Annotated in this window: 13 protein-coding genes and 1 pseudogene; 7 read left to right on the forward strand and 7 right to left on the reverse strand. The window is 60.6% G+C overall.

Annotated features, from left to right (window positions below):
• Positions 1-231: 231 nt before the first annotated feature.
• From CKO42_RS11875 to CKO42_RS11885, 3 genes and pseudogenes are all read left to right on the forward strand, one after another.
• Positions 232-840: pseudogene (locus CKO42_RS11875) on the forward strand (IS66 family transposase); the annotation flags it as partial.
• Between the two features lie 810 nt (positions 841-1,650).
• Entirely contained in the window at positions 1,651-2,052 is a 402-nt protein-coding gene (locus CKO42_RS26940) for a restriction endonuclease subunit S domain-containing protein (RefSeq protein ID WP_207148723.1), read from the forward strand.
• A 6-nt stretch (positions 2,053-2,058) separates the two neighbouring features.
• Complete coding sequence (locus CKO42_RS11885) at positions 2,059-2,844, forward strand: hypothetical protein (protein WP_200244123.1); 786 nt, start codon at positions 2,059-2,061, stop codon at positions 2,842-2,844.
• 49 nt (positions 2,845-2,893) lie between these two features.
• Here the strand turns inward: CKO42_RS11885 and CKO42_RS11890 are convergent, their stop codons facing one another.
• The 4 genes from CKO42_RS11890 to CKO42_RS11910 form a co-directional block, all read right to left on the reverse strand.
• Entirely contained in the window at positions 2,894-3,184 is a 291-nt protein-coding gene (locus CKO42_RS11890; protein ID WP_200244126.1) for a BrnA antitoxin family protein, read from the reverse strand.
• Between the two features lie 13 nt (positions 3,185-3,197).
• On the reverse strand, positions 3,198-3,470 hold the full coding sequence (locus CKO42_RS11895; protein WP_200244128.1) for a BrnT family toxin: 273 nt from the start codon (positions 3,468-3,470) through the stop codon (positions 3,198-3,200).
• Positions 3,471-3,558: 88 nt separating this feature from the next.
• Positions 3,559-5,034 carry a prephenate-dependent tRNA uridine(34) hydroxylase TrhP gene (gene trhP / locus CKO42_RS27295; protein WP_242479332.1) on the reverse strand — a complete coding sequence of 492 codons (1,476 nt, stop codon included), beginning with the start codon at positions 5,032-5,034 and terminating at the stop codon, positions 3,559-3,561.
• Entirely contained in the window at positions 5,031-6,149 is a 1,119-nt protein-coding gene (locus tag CKO42_RS11910; protein WP_242479333.1) for a ChaN family lipoprotein, read from the reverse strand. Before CKO42_RS11910 ends, trhP begins: the two co-directional genes overlap by 4 nt.
• A gap of 628 nt (positions 6,150-6,777) precedes the next feature.
• Here CKO42_RS11910 and CKO42_RS11915 point away from each other — a divergent pair.
• The 3 genes from CKO42_RS11915 to CKO42_RS11925 all read left to right on the forward strand — a co-directional run bounded on the left by CKO42_RS11915 (position 6,778) and on the right by CKO42_RS11925 (position 10,888).
• Complete coding sequence (locus tag CKO42_RS11915) at positions 6,778-9,045, forward strand: M1 family metallopeptidase (protein WP_200244130.1); 2,268 nt, start codon at positions 6,778-6,780, stop codon at positions 9,043-9,045.
• 133 nt (positions 9,046-9,178) lie between these two features.
• On the forward strand, positions 9,179-10,651 hold the full coding sequence (locus CKO42_RS11920) for an NAD(P)/FAD-dependent oxidoreductase (RefSeq protein ID WP_200244131.1): 1,473 nt from the start codon (positions 9,179-9,181) through the stop codon (positions 10,649-10,651).
• 36 nt (positions 10,652-10,687) lie between these two features.
• The gene (locus CKO42_RS11925) at positions 10,688-10,888 is read left to right on the forward strand and encodes a hypothetical protein (RefSeq protein ID WP_200244133.1); all 201 of its coding nucleotides are present in this window, start codon (positions 10,688-10,690) and stop codon (positions 10,886-10,888) included.
• A gap of 86 nt (positions 10,889-10,974) precedes the next feature.
• On the opposite strand, the gene soeC is transcribed toward CKO42_RS11925, so the two are convergent.
• From soeC to soeA, 3 genes are all read right to left on the reverse strand, one after another.
• Positions 10,975-11,955 carry a sulfite dehydrogenase subunit SoeC gene (gene soeC / locus CKO42_RS11930; protein ID WP_200244136.1) on the reverse strand — a complete coding sequence of 327 codons (981 nt, stop codon included), beginning with the start codon at positions 11,953-11,955 and terminating at the stop codon, positions 10,975-10,977.
• A 53-nt stretch (positions 11,956-12,008) separates the two neighbouring features.
• Positions 12,009-12,731 (reverse strand): sulfite dehydrogenase subunit SoeB, encoded by a 723-nt coding sequence (gene soeB, locus CKO42_RS11935; protein ID WP_200244138.1) that lies wholly within the window; start codon positions 12,729-12,731, stop codon positions 12,009-12,011.
• Between the two features lie 134 nt (positions 12,732-12,865).
• Positions 12,866-15,772, reverse strand: a complete 2,907-nt coding sequence (soeA, locus tag CKO42_RS11940; protein WP_200244140.1) for a sulfite dehydrogenase subunit SoeA — start codon at positions 15,770-15,772, stop codon at positions 12,866-12,868.
• Between the two features lie 623 nt (positions 15,773-16,395).
• On the opposite strand from soeA, the gene CKO42_RS11945 reads away from it, so the two are divergent.
• A complete protein-coding gene (locus CKO42_RS11945) occupies positions 16,396-18,099 on the forward strand; it encodes an FAD-dependent oxidoreductase (RefSeq protein ID WP_200244142.1) in 1,704 nt (567 codons plus the stop codon).
• Positions 18,100-18,201: the final 102 nt, after the last annotated feature.

Below are 18,201 nucleotides of genomic sequence, written 5' to 3' on the forward strand. Positions count from 1 at the left end.
CACACAGGCGCTCGATAACCGCCTGCTCTCCGGCCGCATAGATCGCTTGTGCCTGCTCAGGTGTCATCGCACCGTGTGATCAACCTGAGCGCGGGCGAACAGCGCCGGCCTTGTACCGCGTGCATGATCGGATGCATGCGCCAACATTAACCGGATCTCGACTCTGAGTCTAGGACCAAAAGGGTCAGCTACTTCGGGTTCAAGAGGCCGTGAACGGTTACCTTTACTGAAACCCGTGAATCCGAGAAGGTGCGTGAATTTCTCAAAGACTTTTCCGGCGTTCTCGTTTCCGATTTTTATGCTGGTTATGAATCAATTCCCTGTCATCAACAGAAGTGCCTTATCCATTTGATGCGCGACATCAATAACGACCTTCTTAAACAGCCTTTTAATTCCGAGCTTCGGGCATTGGCGTCGAAATTTGGGGCGTTGCTTCTATCGATTGTTAACACAATTGATGAGGCTGGCTTAATGCGTAAGGCTTTGATAAAGCATCGGTCAGAGGTGAAAGTATTCTATGATTGGATAGAGAATAAAGAATGTACGCATGCCTTGTTCTTGCACTATAAAAAACGCTTTTTGAAGAATCGTGATAAATTATTCACGTTTTTGGAGCATGATGGCGTTCCATGGAACAACAATAACGCTGAACATGCTATTAAGGCATTTGCCAGATTGCGCAATGCTATCGAAAAGCTAAATGGTGAACAGGGAATTAATGAGTATTTAACTCTTCTTTCCGTTTGCACAACCTGCGAATACAAAGGTGTAAGTATGCTGGGTTTCCTGAGGTCTGGTTTAAACAGCATTGATGAATATATTAAACTATGCCGCAAGTAAGTACCCTAACTCAATCTTTTGTAATTAATAATTATTTTTAATAATTGTAAATTACTGATTTTTATGGTATTTATATTTTAATTGAATTACAAATTTTTATATTGAGGCTCTTAAATACTCGGCTTTAGATATTTTTTCTGATCGTAAACCTTTGCTTTCAAATGCTTGTGGTGCAGAAAAAAATTAGGGAGGGATCGGTTTTTGGCGTGGAGGCACTAGAGCGCCGCCACAACGAGCCCAAGGATTGGCAAGTTCCGCGAAGCGATCATCCGGTACCATCTTGATATTCGGAAAGGTGCCGGGCGCCGAGAAACGTCTTGATCTGCCACTTGCTACAGTGATCGATGAGGTTCTTGCGCAGCCTCAATGCCCCGGTATCAGGCAACGCAGGGCGCAACTTCATGCCCATCTCCCGGAGGGACTTTTCAATGGCGGGCGGGTGAGCGGCGTCGAGGCGTATTCGCTTGTGCTGCCGATAGGCCTTCGCCGTCTAGCTGAGAATCCGGACAATATCGTCGCGACTAGGCAAAGGCTTTCGGCCCTTCCGAAATTAGGTCATTAGAGCCACCGACTCTTCAGTGACCATGACGTCCCAAACATCAGGACAATGTCCGATGACCGATCCATGATGAGGAACCTTGAAAACGCTGGCTCGCTACTGGGGCTTTGCAGTTGACGACAAGACGGCTTTCCAGTCTATATCAGTCGTTCCAGGGTCAGGTGCGGGTAACTCTCATCCATGGCTGATCAACCCCGTTTCATGCGCGCCCTTCTTCCATCTTCCCGGCGCACTGCGGCCTCGAGACTGCGATGCGTCAGAAACTCCACACCGGTGAGCACCATGTCCTTCACCGCCCGGCGCAACACGCGCTCCACGTCGGCGTGGGACATCCCTTTGAACAGCCCGATGATGTCGCCGTCATCAGTCTCGAACTGGCGCCGCACCCCGAGGAGTTTGATGGTGAGCAGGCGCTTCAGCTGTTCCTGGTTAGGTGGATCGAAGACCAGCACCTCCAATCAGAAATAAGGGCAAGTGGGAGCGAATTTCCATTCCCCGCCCCATCGCCGAACATCGCCGAACAACGCCGCATCGTCGCCAAAGTCGACCAACTGATGGCCTTAGTCGACCAGTTGGAGGCTCAACTCAACGCCTCCCGCGCCACCGCCGCGAATCTTCTCTCCGCCCTCGACGCTAAGCTCACCACCGCCTGACCGCCGATGCCGCAATTCGAAAGCTACCTCGGCATTGACTATTCCGGCGCGCAGACCCCCAGCAGCAGCCTGAAGGGCCTTCGCCTCTACGCAGCGACGCGCACGGAGCCGCCCGCCGAGATTCCACCGCCGCCGAGCCCGCGCAAGTATTGGACGCGCCGCGGCCTCGCTCAGTACCTGGTGGAGCGACTGGCAGAAGACCGACCAACACTGGTCGGCATCGATCACGCCTTCTCGTTTCCCTTGGCCTATTTCGAGGCCCACCATCTGCCGCTCGACTGGCCGGCCTTCCTAAAGGACTTCCAACGGCATTGGCCAACCGATCAGGACATCTATGTCGACTTCGTCCGATACGGCGACGTCGGCCAAGGGGCGCAGCGCGCCGGTAATCCCCGTTGGCGACGCCTGACGGAGGAGCGCGCCGGCACGGCCAAGTCGGTCTTCCACTTCGACGTCCAGGGTCAGGTCGCCAAGTCCACGCACGCTGGCCTGCCTTGGCTGCTGTCTCTGCGCCGGCAGCTCGGCGATCGACTGCACTGCTGGCCCTTCGACGGTTGGGAGATCCCAGCAGGTCGCTCAGCGGTGGCCGAGGTCTACCCCGCCCTCTGGAAGCATGCCTTCCCCACCGAATGCCGCACATCGGACCAGCACGACGCCTATGCGGTCGCCGCCTGGCTGCGCCTAGCCGATCTCGACGATTCTCTACAAGGATTCCTCAGCCCTTCCTTGACGCCGTCAGAGCGCGCCCTAGCCGAGGTGGAAGGGTGGATTCTCGGAGTGGTGTTGCGCTGAGTGCTGGTCCAAGGATCTGTGATCTAATGATGGGGCTTGTCCGTGGGCGCTAGGAGTGCTCACGGTGCTGTAGCCATTCGCGCAGCGCCGCATTGGCTCGCGTCTGCCAGCCTTTGCCGGTCGCGCGTAGTCCCGCGAGCACGTCCGGATCGAGCGGGATGGTGGCTGGAATCTTGGTCGAGGCCTTCCGCGGACCGCGCAAGCGGCGCCGTTCAGCTAACGCGGCCTTGACCGCTTCCGGCCCACCACCCGCGACGAAGACCGCATTCTCCCAGAACTCAGGGTCAAGCGGCGGGTTATCTGCGTCGAACACGGCCTTCTCGGGAGCCGCATCGATCATCGCCTGTATCTGCTCAGGGCTGAAGCTGTTTGAAGAAGTCTCGGGTTTCACGCTTGTCACCATATCGCAGAGAGATCAACTGCAGGTCGTCGTCCCGTTCAGTCCAGACGAGCACGATGACGCGGCCATGAAGCATGCCCAGCGTCTTAAACCGTGGCTCGCCGTAGGCTTCGCGAGTTTCCTGCTCGGTAAAGATCGGTCCATCGAAGATCGCCTCGGCTTCGGCAAAGTCCAAGCCGTGCTTGGCGAGGTTTCTGCGCCGCTTGGCGTCATCCCAGGTGATCATGTCTAGACCCTAGTCACTGACGGAGTCGCGGTCAAGCAAACGGTCAATGCAGAGAAGCGAGCCATTCGGACGACCCAAGCGGAAGATCTCAAATCACCTTCGCGAGCAGTGCCTCCGGCGCGAGCGGTTGTTCAGGCATCGGAATACGCACCGTCCAGCCGTCGCCAGGCGCGGCATCAAGCGGCCGGCCATCGGTCGCGCTCAGCTGCTCGAGACGGAAGCGCTGCAGGCCGGCGGGGGTGATCCACTCCAGCTCATCGCCAAGCACGAAGCGGTTACGGACGCGGATCTCGGCCAGACCGCTAGCGGCATCGACTCGTACCAGCTCGCCGACGAATTGCCGCCGCTGACTCACTGAGCTGCCGGCCGCATAGTTCTGCAGCTCTGAAGGTGCGTGGCGGCGTAGGAAACCCTCGGTGTAGCCGCGATTCGCCAAGCCTTCGAGCTCGTCGAGCAAAGCACGATCGAAGCCACGCCCGGCCGCGGCATCGTCAATCGCACGACGGTAGACCGAGGTGGTGCGCGCCGTGTAATAGTGCGACTTGGTCCGGCCTTCGATCTTCAGCGAGTCGACGCCGATCGCGCTCAGCCGAGCGACATGCTCAACGGCGCGCAGATCGCGCGAGTTCATCACATAGCTGCCGTGCTCATCTTCGAACAGGGCCATGTACTCACCGGGGCGCTCCGCCTCTTCTAGGAGCCAGGCCTGATCGGCTTCGGGATGACGCTCTGGCGTCGGGGTTGGTCCTAACGCAGCTAACCCAGGCAAAAGCTCCTCGGCTCGGCTCGCAATCGCCAATCGCTCGGTGGGCGCCATCGCGCCTGGCGCCGCTCGCATCGTTCCGTCCATCCTTGCATTCGCGTCCTCGTTGTCGTCTTCCTGCTCGCTCTCATGCGCTCCAGACGGCGTTGCCGACGACGGCGCAACCGCTTGCCCAACGCGATAGGACCAACGGCAAGCGTTGGTGCAGCTGCCCTGGTTCGCATCCCGATGGTTCAGATAGCCCGAGAGCAGACAGCGCCCTGAGTAGGCGATGCAGAGCGCGCCATGGACGAAGACCTCCAGCTCCATGTCCGGGCAGGCCTGCCGAATCTCGGCGATCTCATCGAGCGACAGCTCGCGCGAGAGGATCACGCGCCGAATGCCTTGCTGTTGCCAGAAGCGCACCGCCGCCGCGTTCGTCGTATTGGCCTGCACCGAGAGGTGGATGGCGACCTCCGGCCAACGCTCGCGCACCAGCAGGATCAGGCCAGGATCGGACATGATCAGCGCATCTGGGGCAAGCGCGATCACCGGCTCCAAGTCGGCGATAAAGGTCGCCAGCTTGGCACCGTGTGGCATCAGATTGGCGGCCAGATAGAAGCGTTTGCCGGCGGTACGCACTGCGGCGATCCCTTCGGCGAGCGCGTCTAGGGTGCCGAACTCGTTGTTGCGCACTCGCAGACTGTAGCGCGGGATGCCGGCATAGACGGCATCGGCACCATAGGCCAGTGCGTAGCGCAGGTTGCGCAGGGTTCCGGCTGGCGCGAGCAGCTCGGGCACTATTGCTGGGCCTGACGTCATTTCAAGGTCACGTCGAAGCTGAGCTGCTCGGCACCACCGACCAGTGGATCGCGCAGCACCGCGATCGGCATCTGCTGGCCCGGCCGGCTGTCCATCAGCGCGATGCGGATATCGGCGTAGGAGTCGATGCTGGTATCGCCGATCTCGATGATCCGATCACCCTCTTTGACCCCCGCATCGCGCGCGCCGCTCTGCTGCGCAAAGCCCTGGATCGCGACGCCCTGGCCCTCAGAGTCGGTATCCAGCATGACCCCCATCAGACCCGTCTTCGGCAAGCCGACCGGCTGCGGATAGAGCAGGAAGTCCGCCATCTCAGGATCGAGCGGCCGCTGTTGACCGCTCATCACGATCGACATTGGCACGTCCAGCCGCCGTTTGACCCGCGACGGGATGCCGCGACCGTATTCGACATGGCCAGCACCCGCGAGCACGATCAGCTGCGACTCAGGATTGGCTTGTAGCCAACGGACCGCGCGCTCGGCCATGCCCTCGTCCCAGAGCAGCTGGACTTCGAGAAAATGCTCGAACGAGGCATCATCGCCGTTTGGATGCATCTCGAACACCCTCTGCAGGTGGGCGCGGTAGCTTGGAGCCTCGCGATCGATCTCACTCGGGATCATCGCCGCCTCCGCGGGGCTGAGTGACGCGATGCCACCATCACCGACCTTTTCGGTGATCTCGCGCGGCAGGTTGAGTGCGATCAGCGGGAGGCCATGCTCACGCGCATAGCGCAAGATCGGCCGGTAGAGCCGATAGTCGAAGCGCCAGCGCTCGAAGTACTCGGTCTCGCGCAACAGCGCCTCTTCGCTGAGGTCGCCGGCGATATAGGCATCGAGCTTGTCCTGGAACGGCTGTTGGAAGAACTCCATGCCGATCGCGACCGGCTTGCCACGCTCGTGCAGCCCGCGGATGATCTCGAGCTGGTTCAGATGATCTTCGTAGCGATCGTGAGACTCGCCGATGAACACCACCCGTTTATCCACAAGCTGCTTGATAAGGCCATCAAGCTCACCCAAGCTGGATAGATCGAGCACCTTGGTGGCCGGGTCCATGCCCGGGCCTGTCGCAGGATGGATCGCTGTCTCCGCAGGAGGCATCCCTGCATGATTGGCCATTGGCGCGCCTTGCTCGGGATGGGGGCTTGCGGACCCAGCCGCGGCACTGGATGCGTTAGCCCCAGGCATCGCAATCAACCCGCTCGAGAACAGGCAGCACACAAACAACAGACCTAGCATCACCGCTCGAGTCGAGCGCTGACAGGTCGGGGTTCTAAGGGGCAAAGGCGATCGCAGCATGGTAAATATCTCTAGGTTTGATTGCTCGCGCACACGAGAGCACTGACGACTCAGGGCTCCATGCAATGGCGAGTTGGCAAGCGAAGGGGTCCGTGTCGACGTCGTGCACCGCTGGGAACCTCAGCGGGGGAACCTAACTCTCATTGCGCGGCGTATCCCGAAAAATGAATCGCGTGAGATGCTCGTTGAGCACATAGAGCGACGACTGGGCGACGACTGGGCGTTCAAAGCCAGCAGCGGCTAGAACTCGCACCAAACGTTCCTCATCGACAGCCGAAGGTAACGATCAGGCAGCGCGCCTATCATCGGTTCATCGGCGCGCCCTCATCCTGAACGATGAGCCCATTGTGATTCCCGTTGTGACTCAGGATCATCAGGGAATGGCGCTCGCGGCAAGCACCTTATCGCCTTCCGGACGCCTTCTGGCCCCACTTAAGTGACAGCGACCATGCATGATTCCAACAAGTTCCTCCCGACGCTTCCACCAACGGCGCACCTCTGGCTCATTCTCCTCAGCCTGCTAGGGCTGCTAGGCCTGAGCACGACCAGCCTTGCAGCATCAGAGGCGAGCATCAGGCAGCCTGTGGTCGCGCATCAGATCCGCATCCGTCTCGACCCGCGCGACGGCTCGCTCAGTGCGACCGATCGGCTCCGTCTTCCGGCCGACTCGCCCGAGACACCAGGCTCAATATCACCGCCAACGGGTCGCCCTGCGGCCATGTTCATCCAGCTGCATCAAGGACTCGAGCCCGAGATCCTCAGCGGCAACGCGACGCTCAAACCCGCTGCAAGACGCGGACACCTGACTCAATACCGATTAGAAGCCCAGCCTGGGGCAGAGGTCGAGTTCGGTTATCAAGGCCGCATCCAACACGACTTCAGCGCCGTGCGCGAGGGCATGGGGCGCGAACGGCAGCAATTGATCGGCACCATCAACCCCGAAGGCGTCTTCCTCAGCGGCTACAGCGGATGGTACCCGAAGGTCTTGGGCACCCTCGAGACGGTCTCGCTCGAAGTCAGCCTGCCGCCAGACTGGCTTGCGGTTGCCCAAGGCGAGGGCCCCGAGATCCAGGAGGACAGCGAACAGGCGCGCATCGGCTGGCGCGAGAGCGCACCACAAGATGAGCTCTATCTCATTGCCGCTCCGTTCACGCTGTATCGGCAACCAAATGAAAACGCCGAGGCTCAAGCCTTTTTGCGCAACGCGGATGCCGATCTTGCAGCGCGCTACCTCGAGGCGACCAGGACCTACATCGACCGCTACAGCCAGCTGATTGGCCCCTACCCCTATGCCAAGTTTGCCCTGGTCGAAAACTTCTGGGAGACCGGCTATGGCATGCCCTCGTTCACCCTCCTCGGCCCCCAAGTGCTGCGGCTGCCGTTCATCCTGCACTCCTCCTACCCGCACGAGATCCTGCACAACTGGTGGGGCAACGGGGTTTATGTCGACTATTCACAGGGCAATTGGAGTGAGGGGCTAACCGCCTATCTCGCCGACCATCTGAACCAGGAGATCGACGGCAAAGGCGCCGACTATCGCCGCGATCAGCTCAAGGCCTACGCCGACTATGTCCGTGATCACCAAGATCTGCCGTTGAGCGACTTCCAGGGCCGCCATGGCGCCGCCTCCCAGGCGATTGGCTACGGCAAGGCGCTGATGCTGTTCCACATGCTCCGCACTCAGCTCGGTGACCAGCTCTTTGTGCAAGGCTTACAGCGCTTTTACCGCGACCATCGCTTCTCCGAGGCCGGCTGGGATGCGATCCAGGCCGCCTTCGAGGCTGAATCCGGCACAGAACTCAGCGACTTTTTCACGGCTTGGACCTCGCGCCCCGGTGCACCCAGCCTGGCCCTCGAGGACATCGCGGCCGAACCGCTGGACGACGGTCGCTGGCGCCTGAGCGGCCGGCTCGAGCAGACCCAATCCAGCGCCCCCTTCCCGATGTCGGTGCCGATTGCGCTCCTCGACGAATCAGGCTCCGCCAGCGAGCTGCTGGTCACAATGGACCAGCGCAGCACTGAGTTCACGACGGTGCTGGATGCCCGGCCAGCCCGTATCGCCGTCGACCCGCGCTTCGATAGCTTTCGCACCCTGGCCGAGGGCGAATCGACCGCCAGCCTGAGCAACCTATTCGGCGCTGAGCGCGGGGTCATCCTGGTCCCGGCAGATGCGCCACCCGAGCTGCGTACCGCTTATCGGCAGCTCGCCGAGGCTTGGCAGCGCGGCCAGCAAGGTTGGTCGGTTGCGCTCGATACTGAGCTTGAGGACTTACCCTCGGATCGGGCGATCTGGCTGCTTGGCTGGCGCAACCGCTGGCTCCCGGCATTGGCCGAGATCGGCACCGAACAGCAGTCCTTTAGGCTCGACTCGGCACAGCAGCGCATCAACCTCCTCGGTGACGATCATGCTGACCAGATCCCAGTGATCAGCACGCGACACCATGGACAGCCGCTCGGCTGGGTTGGCGCCGACAGCGCCGAGGCCGTGATCGGCCTCGCGCGCAAGCTGCCCCACTACGGCAAGTACGGCTATTTGGTGTTCGCGGGATCTGCGCCGACCAATGTTGTCAAAGGTCAGTGGCCGGCGGGCGAGTCGAGCCTGACGCGCTGGCTTTCGGAGTCCAGACCGCCGCTCGCCTACCCATCACGTCCAACATTACTTGAGTTTGAAGCCGCAGCCGTGAACACCGCAAGCGGCGCTGGCGTGGGCAACTGATCGGGCCTATTAGACACCCTCGATCCGCGCCACGATCAGCGCCGCACCCCGTCGTTCCTTGACCTACACCGCTTTCAGCAACGAGCTGGCGCTGCTAGGCTCGAATCGAAAACCCACCAAAGGAGGTAACAACATGTCACGCATCGTCATCCTCGGCGCGGGCATCTCGGGCCACACCACCGCACGCTGGCTCGGAAAATGGCTTGGCGAAAAACAACAGGCAGGACAGCACGAGATCGTCGTCGTCTCGCCGAATGAACAATGGAACTGGATTCCATCCAACATCTGGGTCGGCGTCGGCGAGATGACCGAAAAACAGGTGACCTTCCCGCTCGCGCCGATCTACAAAAAGATGGGCGTCACCTTCAAGCAAGCCAAGGCGGTCTCGATCCACCCAGAAGGCGGTGAGGCCAGCGACTCGCCCTATGTGACCTTCGAATACACCGAGGCCGCGCGCGCCGGTCAGAGCGAGACCCTGACCTACGATTACTTGGTCAACGCCACCGGCCCGAAACTGAACTTTGGCGCCACGCCAGGCCTAGGACCGGACGAGGGCCACACCACCTCGGTCTGTACCCCAGGCCACGCGCTGCATGCCAATGAGGAACTGCAGGCGAATATCGCGGCAATGAAGCGCGGCGAGACCCGTACCTTCGTCATCGGCACCGGCCACGGCATGTGCACCTGCCAGGGCGCCGCCTTCGAATACATCTATAACATCGAGCACATGTTCCGCGACAAGGGGGTGCGGGACAAGGCACGCATCATCTGGATCAGCAACGAATACGAGCTTGGTGACTTCGGCATGGGCGGCGTGCATATCAAGCGCGGCGGCTACATCACCAACGGTAAGGTGTTTGCCGAATCACTGATGGTTGAGCGCGGCATGGAGTGGATCGTGCGCGCCGCGGTCAAGCGCGTTGAACCGGGCAAGCTCCACTACGAGCTCCTCGACGGCACCGAACATGAGCTGGCGTTCGACTTCGCGATGCTGATCCCGCCTTTCGCCGGTCAGCCACTCAAGGCCTATGGCAAGGACGGCAGCGACATCAGCAGCGAGGTGTTCGCGCCCAATGGCTTTATGAAGGTCGACGGCGACTATACGCCGAAGCCCTACGAGGAATGGAGCAAGGCCGACTGGCCAAAGACCTATCAGACGCCGAAGTACAAGAACGTCTTCGCCATCGGCATCGCCTTTGCCCCACCGCATTTGATCAGCAAGCCAATGCAAAGCCCCAACGGCACGCCGATCAATCCGACCCCACCACGCACCGGCATGCCAGCGGCGACCATCGGCAAGGCGGTCGCCGCGAATATCTGCGAGATGCTCGGCGGCGCAGCGGAGCCGACCCACACCGCGTCGATGGCCGAGATGGGCGCGGCCTGTGTCGCCTCGACCGGTATGCACATCTTTACCGGCTCCGCCGCCACCATGACGGTGTACCCGGTGGTGCCGGATTACGAGACCTATCCCGAGTACGGTCGTGACATCGATCTGACCTTTGGTGAGGTCGGCCTTGCCGGGCACTGGCTGAAGTACATCCTCCATCATGTCTTCATCTACCAAGCCAAGCTCAGGCCGGGCTGGTCGCTGTTGCCGCATTGATGCCCGGAGCCACTCTCATTCCAAGAGGAGCAGTCTATGACCACCGACACAACCACCCAGCCAGGCACCGCACTCCCGACCACGCCAAAGAACAAGGAGCCTTATCAGCAGGCCTACTATCCGCCTGTGCCGACCGGCTTCACGCGTTTCATGCGCGGCAACCTGATTTGGCAGTTCTGGCGGTTTATCGCCATCAATATCAAGATGTTTAAGTTGATGCTGAGTTCGCATCACTGAAGCACACTGATCTGCTGACCACGCAAAAGGCCCGAACACTGTCATGTTCGGGCCTTCATTTATCGCGGTTATCCCCAAGTGATCGTCTAGGAGATCTGCTGGTAGTACAGATTCTGCGGATGCTCGGCCTCGGCGAAGAAGTACCAGCGCTCGGCGAGGAGTCCGATGTACTGGACCGCGAAGGCCACGATCGGCAGTGTGGGCGATTCCAGCGCATAGGCCAGCAGCACCAGCGCGATGGGCACCGGGAAGACCAAGACCAAGAACATGACGCGAATCAGCTTTAGGGTCTCCGGACTCTGATGATGGAAGAATTCGCGGGTGTTGAACGAGTCTGCCGAAAAGCCCTGCGACTTCTGCACGATCCCCCGGTGGCGAATACCAATCGCCGTCTGCAGATTGCTCCGATGCTTGATCGATGTATTACGCACTAACGAGGCGGTCCGCGTCCCAAGGCCGAGCAAGGTCGCAATGACCGCCCAAGTGCCAAAGAAGCCGACCAAATGGTTGCCGAGGAGCGCGGAGTAAGCGGCGGCGAGCATGAATCCGGAGGCGGTGCCCAGGAAGATGAAGTTAGCGATGGTATAGGGCGAATGCCATTCCTGCAGGAATTTAACGCTCGCATAGATCATCCCGGTACTGACGAACAGCGCCAGCGTCACGAGCACGCCGAGCATGCCGAGCACGAAGGTCGCATCGATGGGCAGTGTCCCCTCCCCCAGCACAATGAATGGCTGTGTCCAACCGGCCCAATGAAAGACACCGTAGAGGAAGACGATGCCCATCATTGCCGGCAGCACGATCACCTCGCGCGAGAGCCAGGAGGTACGCCACATCGCGGCCGCCCGCCACGCCCGCTCGGGACGCCCGAGGTGGAAGAAAGAAGCCGCAAGCCCGCCGACCAGCAAGGCCAGCGACAGGGCGCTACCGACCGCATAGAACGAGGCCGGCTGTGGCTCGACCAATTCAACGGTCGAATAGAACTGGCCAGTGAATAAGGCCAAGAAGAGACCCTGACCCGCGCCGATGAGCGTGGTCAAGAAAATGACAGAGAAAGCTGGATGCATCGGAAATAGCCTGATCGAGGTTCAGATGAGGAGGAAGCGCGCTACCCGTTGACCTACCAAGTGACGTCTTCCATGGTCTCTTCACCGTGGTACACGGTGATGTCTTCCTTGGTGAGCGGATTATCGGAGCGCTGCAGGTCTTCCTCAGTCACATGCATGTGCGTCTTCTGGCGCGGCAGATAATGGTTCGCAGGATTGGTGCCCCACTCCGGCATCAGCGCATAACCGCCGCGCTCGCGGATCGCGACCGAGACCTCGGAATCCGGATCATGCACGTCGCCATAGAGGCGTGCATTCGTCGGGCAGGCGATCACACAGGCCGGTTTGCGCTCGGCCTCAGGAAGCGTGTGATCGGTGATGCGATCAATGCATAGCGTGCACTTCTTCATCACCTTCTGCTGCTCGTCCAACTCGCGAACACCATAGGGGCAGGCCCAAGAGCAGTATTTACAGCCGATGCACTTGTCATAGTCGACCAGCACCACGCCGTTGTCCTCACGCTTATAGGAGGCGCCTGTTGGGCAGACAGGGACGCAGGGCGGATCTTCGCAGTGCAGGCAGCTCTTCGGAAAGTGCACCGTCTCGGTACTGGGAAAGCTGCCGACCTCGTAGGTCTGCACCCGGTTGAAGAAGGTGCCAGTCGGATTGGCGTCGTAAGGATTCTCATCCACCATCGGGCCAGCCCAGCCCGAGGTATTCCATTGTTTACAGGAGGTCACGCAGGCATGGCAGCCAACGCAGACGTTCAGATCGATAACGAGGGCAAGTTGAGTCATGGGTCTATCGCGGGTAATGCTGGCCCGGAGGCATTGGGCTCGGTGGACGCGCTGGCCAAGGTTCGATGAGGCCGACTGCGCTCCGAGCTTGATCGAGCAGCCACGGCCGGCGACTGAGCGCCGGCCGCTGCTGATTATTGACGGCCAAAGAGACCAGCCACATAGGCCTGCCAACGCACCCTCGGCCGTGACAGTTGGCCCGGCAGCGACTTCATTGGCGGGAACTGTGGCTCGGTGATCTTCGGCTCCTGCGCGTCGGCCTTGTAGACACGCACGCGCGTATCGAACCAGGCGGCCTGCCCGGTGAGCGGGTCGGAGTTGGACAAGATCTGTTTGCCGTCGCTGCTGACCACAGGCAGCTCATCGCTGATGATGTGGTTGAGCAGGAAGCCCTTCTTCGACTCGTCAGCCCGATCGCTGAGGCCCCAGGCGCCAGTCGCCTTACCGATGGCGTTCCAAGTCCAGACCGTGCTCGGCTCGACCGCCTCGGAGTAGCGACACATGCACTTGACCTTACCGAGATGCGACTCGACCCAGATCCAGTCACCGTCCTGAATATCCAGAGCGATCGCCATCTTCGGATTCACGAACAGGTAGTTATGGCTGTGGATCTGACGTAGCCAGGCGTTTTGGCTGTCCCAGCTGTGGTACATCGCCATCGGCCGTTGGGTCAGCGCGGTGAGTGGGAAGCGCTTGGTATCGACGCGCTGCGCCTCGAGGGTGTCGTAGTAGAACGGCAGCGGATCAAAGAAGGTCTCGATGCGCTCGCGATAACGCTCGGGTGGCTGCCGGCCCGGCCACTTACCCTGCGCCGCAGCGCGGAAACGCTGCAGGATCTCGGAGTAGATGTGAATGGTGATCGGCTCCGCCCACTTGGTCATGCCGTGCGCACGCGCCCAGTGCAGGTAGCCCTTGTTCCAGTTGCGCATGTACTGGTAGCTGCGTGGCAGTTCATGATGGAACACGCAATGGTTGGCCGCGTACTGCTCCCATTGGTTCGGGTTGGGCTCGCCCTTCAGCGATTTGTCGCCATGCTTGCCGCGATAACCGGCAAGGAAGCCGATCCCAGAGCCCGGAGAGGTCTCGTAGTTGACGACGAAGTCGGGGTAGTTCTTGTACTTCGCTGTGCCATCGGCGTTGGTGAAGGCCGGCAAGCCAAGGCGAGAGCCAAGCTCAATGATCACATCCTGGAACGGCCGGCACTCACCTTTGGGCGGTAGCACGGGCAGACGCACCGAGTCGACGGGACCATCGAACTCAGAGATTGGCCGATCCAGCATCGAGAGCACATCGTGGCGCTCGAGATAGGTCGTATCCGGCAGCACCAGATCGGCGAAGGCGACGGTTTCTGAGGCGTAGGTGTCGCAGACCACCAGGAACGGGATCTTATACTCGCCGTTCTCGTCCTGGTCGGTCAGCATCTTGCGCGTCTCGACCGTGTTCATCGACGAGTTCCAGGCCATGTTGGCCATGAACAGGAACAGCGTGTCGATGCGGTAGGGATCGCCGCGCCAGGCGTTGGTGATGACGTTGTGCATCAGGCCATGCGCCGCGAGCGGATACTCCCAGGAGAAGGCCTTGTCGATCCGTACCGGCTCGCCGTTATCGTCGACGAACAGGTCCTCGGGCTTGCCCGGCCAACCCAGCGGCAGGCCATCGAGCGGGGTATTCGGCTGCACCGCATCCGGGCTGTTCGGCGGCTTCGGGCAGGGCGGGATTGGCCGCGGGAACGGCGCCTTGTGGCGGAATCCACCGGGGCGGTCGATGGTACCGAGCACGCTCATCAGGATGCTCAGCGCGCGGATGGTCTGGAAGCCATTCGAATGCGCCGCCAGGCCGCGCATCGCATGGAAGGCGACCGGATTGCCGGTGACCCGGTCGTGTTCCTTGTCCCAGACGTCGGTCCAGCTGATCGGCAGCTCGATCTTATGATCGCGCGCCATCACACCCATCTCGTGCGCCAGCCGGCGAATGGTCGCAGCGGGAATCCCGGTAATGCTCTCGGCCCATTCCGGCGTGTAGTCGTCGACGCGCTCCTTGAGCAGCTGGAACGAGGTCTTCACCGGCGTTCCATCCGGCATCGTATAGCCGCCGAGCAAGCGCGGATCAGCACCTTCGCTATGGGTCAACACCGGCCCGGTGTTCCGATCCCACCACAGCTTATCTTGCGGATCAGTACAGCCGCGGGTGACCTCGATACTCTCATCGCGGACGAACATGCCGTGGTCATCGCGCTCGGGATCATCGATCACCAGCTCAGCGGCATTGGTGTACTGGATCAGGAAGTCACGGTCGAACAGGCCGAGCTTGAGGATCTCGTGGGTCAAGGCGAGGAACAGCGCGCCATCGGTGCCGGGCTTGATCGGCACCCACTCATCGGCGATCGCGCCATAGCCGGAGCGCACCGGGTTGATGGCGATGAAGCGCCCACCCTCGCGCTTGAACTTCGAGAGCGCCATCTTCATCGGATTCGAGTGATGGTCCTCGGCAGTGCCGATCATGATGAAGAGCTTGGCGTGATCGAGGTCCGGCCCACCGAACTCCCAGAACGAGCCGCCGATCGAGTAGATCATGCCGGTGGCCATATTGACCGAGCAGAAGCCGCCGTGTGCGGCGTAGTTCGGGGTGCCGAACTGCTTGGCGAACATGCCGGTGAGGGCCTGCATCTGATCGCGGCCGGTGAAGAGCGCGAATTTCTTCGGGTCAGTCGCGCGCAGCTTGCCCAGGCGCTCGCTGAGCATGGTCATCGCCTCTTCCCAGGAGATCTCCTCGAACTCCGAGGTACCGCGCTTAGCATTGGGCTTGCGCCGCAGGGGCTTGGTCAGCCGCGCCGGCGAGACCTGTTTCATGATCCCCGATGAGCCCTTGGCGCAGAGTATTCCCTTGTTCAGCGGGTGGTCTGGGTTGCCTTCGATGTAGCGGACCTGACCATCGCGCAGGTGCACGCGAATGCCGCAGCGACAGGCGCACATATAGCAGGTGGTCTCCTTAACCTCGGTCTGGCCAATCTCGGCATCGTGTTGCACAGCAGGGTCTTTCATGGGCTTGTCGTTCGTCTGGCCTCTGGGGAATGTCGATACATTCTAATATTTGCACAGCGCAAATGGGTAAGTGCAGTGAACAAAAACAACGTTTTATTGATTGAGGTAATCTCCTGTGCGCCTTCGCAGGGCCGCCGACCGCAAGCGCCGCTCAGAAACCAGCAAAAATCAAATAAACAATTGATAAATATCAAGTAAACCTCTTAATCTTGCACCAATGGCACCACTCTGAACTCGCTGCAAACGCGGCCGTAACGACGGTTGTGGCAATAAGCCGAGCAACCACCCACGCTAGAGTTTCAAATCCTTTATGGGACGATAAGATTTATCGCGAGAACGCGCGGCACTTGGCACTGATCAAAGGGTTACGCCAAAACACGCCATGCCTTGATTGTTATCAGCGCCAAGCTTGAGGTCGCTACTCAGACTCAAAGCTTGAGGGTTTTCCCAGCGGGTGTTCTCAACGCCTGGACGTGACGCGAGCGGCCACGACAGGCGAAGCGCGGTATCGGCCGACCCGACCACAGGGTCTGCGGGACCCGCATGAGCATCCGCTGCTGTTCCTGGCGTCCGGTCGGAGCAAGCCCTGCCGCTCACTGACTCGACACCAAAGGATCAACAGCATGTCATCGCAACCCACTCGTATCGTCGTCATCGGCGGCTCTGCCGCTGGCCCCAAGGCCGCAGCCAAGGCCAGGCGCATGGATGAATTCGCCGAGATCACCTTAGTCCAACGCGAGCAGGAGCTATCGATGGCCTCCTGCGGCTTCCCTTACTATGTCGGCGGCACCTTCGACGATCGCAACATGCTGATCTGCACCCCGGCCGGCAATGTCCGCGACTCGCAGTTCTACGGCAAGGCCAAGGGCATCGAGGCCCTAGTGCTGACCGAAGCCCTGCGCATCGACCGCGACACCAAGACCGTCACCGTCAAGCACTTGCCGACTGAGAGCGAGCGCACCTTGCATTACGATCGGCTGGTGATTGCCACCGGCGCCCGGCCGGTCTGCCCCAACGCACCCGGGTTCGACCTCGATGGCGTCCAGACGCTGCATTCGATGGGCGATGCCGATACCCTGCGCGCGATACGCGACACCAAGGCCGTCGAGAAGGCCGTGGTGGTCGGCGGCGGACTGATCGGCTTCGAGGTCTGTGAGGCACTCCGCCTGGCCGGCATCGATACCACCGTGATCGAAAAGACTCACCAGATCCTGCCGTTCCTTGATCCCGACCTGGCCAAACTGGTCGAGAATCACATCCGCGCCAACGGACCCGACATCATCGTCGGTAATGGCGTTGCCGAATTCCTCGGCGATAACGGCAAGCTCACCGGAGTCAAGCTCGACAATGGCACCGAGCTGCCCTGCCAGCTCGCAGTCGTCGCGGTTGGCGTGCGACCGAATATCGATCTGGCCTTGCTCTCTCATCTGGAGATCGGCGACCAGGGCGGCATTCGGGTCAACGAGCGGATGCAAACCTCAGACCCGGATATCTATGCCGTCGGCGATTGTGTCGAGTGCAAATCCTTGATCAGTGGGCACTGGATGCGCGCGCCCTATGGCGACATCGCCAACCTACAGGGCCGCGTTGCCGGGCAGAACATCATCCGAGAGAACAGTGCCAGCTTCCCTGGCATCACCCAAACCGGCATCTGCAAGATCTTCGATTTCACTGTTGGCTTCACCGGCCTTTCCGCGCAAGCGGCCAAAGCCGCTGGCCTCAACGACATCGAGACTGCGACCATCTCTGGCCTCGACATCCCGGTGTTCATGAGCGGCAAGCTGCTGATCAGCAAACTGGTCGCCGAGCGCGAGAGCGGCCGCATCATCGGTTTTCAGTGCATCGGACCCGGCGATGTCAGCAAGCGCGTCGCGACCATGGCGATGGCGATCCGCGGCAAGTTGACCGTCGAAGACATGGTCAACGCTGACCTGCCCTATGCCCCGCCCTACTCGTTGGCACTGGACCACACCATCGTCTCGGCGCAGGTGATGGAGAACAAGCTCAAGGGGCTGATGCAAGGACTCTCGGTCACCGAGGTCAAGCAGCGCGCCGACCATGGCGCCGATTGCTTCATCCTGGATACGCGCAGTCCGGAGGAGTTCGAGGCAATGCGGCTCGGTATCGGCGAGACCTTGATCCCGCTCGGTGCCTTGAGAGGCCGGCTGAACGAGCTGCCAGAGGATAAGGACCGCGAGATCATCCTCTACTGCAAGATCTCGCTGCGCGGCTACGAAGGCGCGGCGATCCTGCAGCAGCACGGCTGGCGCAACGTCAAGGTGATGGAAGGTGGGATCATGGCTTGGCCGTATGCGCGGGAGAAGTGACCAGCGGGTCACTCTTGGCCCTCGGAGTGACCATTGATCACCGGATCACCACAGGGATCACCACAGGGGTCACCATCGGCATTGGTCGCCGTCCCCGACCAG

This window comes from Lamprobacter modestohalophilus (genome assembly GCF_016583905.1).
GTDB classification, from domain to species: Bacteria; Pseudomonadota; Gammaproteobacteria; order Chromatiales; family Chromatiaceae; genus Lamprobacter; species Lamprobacter modestohalophilus.